At 46.3% G+C, this 281-nt stretch carries 2 protein-coding genes; both read left to right on the top strand.

Translation table 11 applies throughout. The features are described from left to right. A partial coding sequence (locus tag L5849_RS15735) for a hypothetical protein (RefSeq protein ID WP_236926304.1) occupies window positions 1-188 on the top strand: 188 nt, incomplete at its 5' end. Beyond that, window positions 146-281 (top strand): WSC domain-containing protein (locus L5849_RS17180; protein ID WP_368735744.1); only part of this gene is annotated, 136 nt, incomplete at its 3' end. The genes L5849_RS15735 and L5849_RS17180, both read left to right, overlap by 43 nt.

The following is a 281-nucleotide window of genomic DNA, read 5'->3' as shown; positions in this document are numbered from 1 at the left end:
CTGCAAGCGGCAGATTCCCTGTCATCGCCTTACCGGAAAATGTCCTGATGGTTGCGATGGAAATTACACAGGATTATCGTGCAATACAGCATCACTGCGTGAACAGTACATCGGTTGCTACAAAGATGACAACGATCACCGTGCATTGCCATATAGGCCATATACTTATCACTCTCGGCAGACGTTAGAAATGTGCACAACAGCTTGCGCTGATGCTAATTTTTCCTACGCAGGAGCTCAGTTTTCGTCTGAGTGTTACTGCGGAGAAGATTACACTAAAC

It is taken from the genome of Erythrobacter sp. SN021 (assembly GCF_021864455.1).
This window is presented reverse-complemented; position numbering and strand designations above follow the sequence as displayed.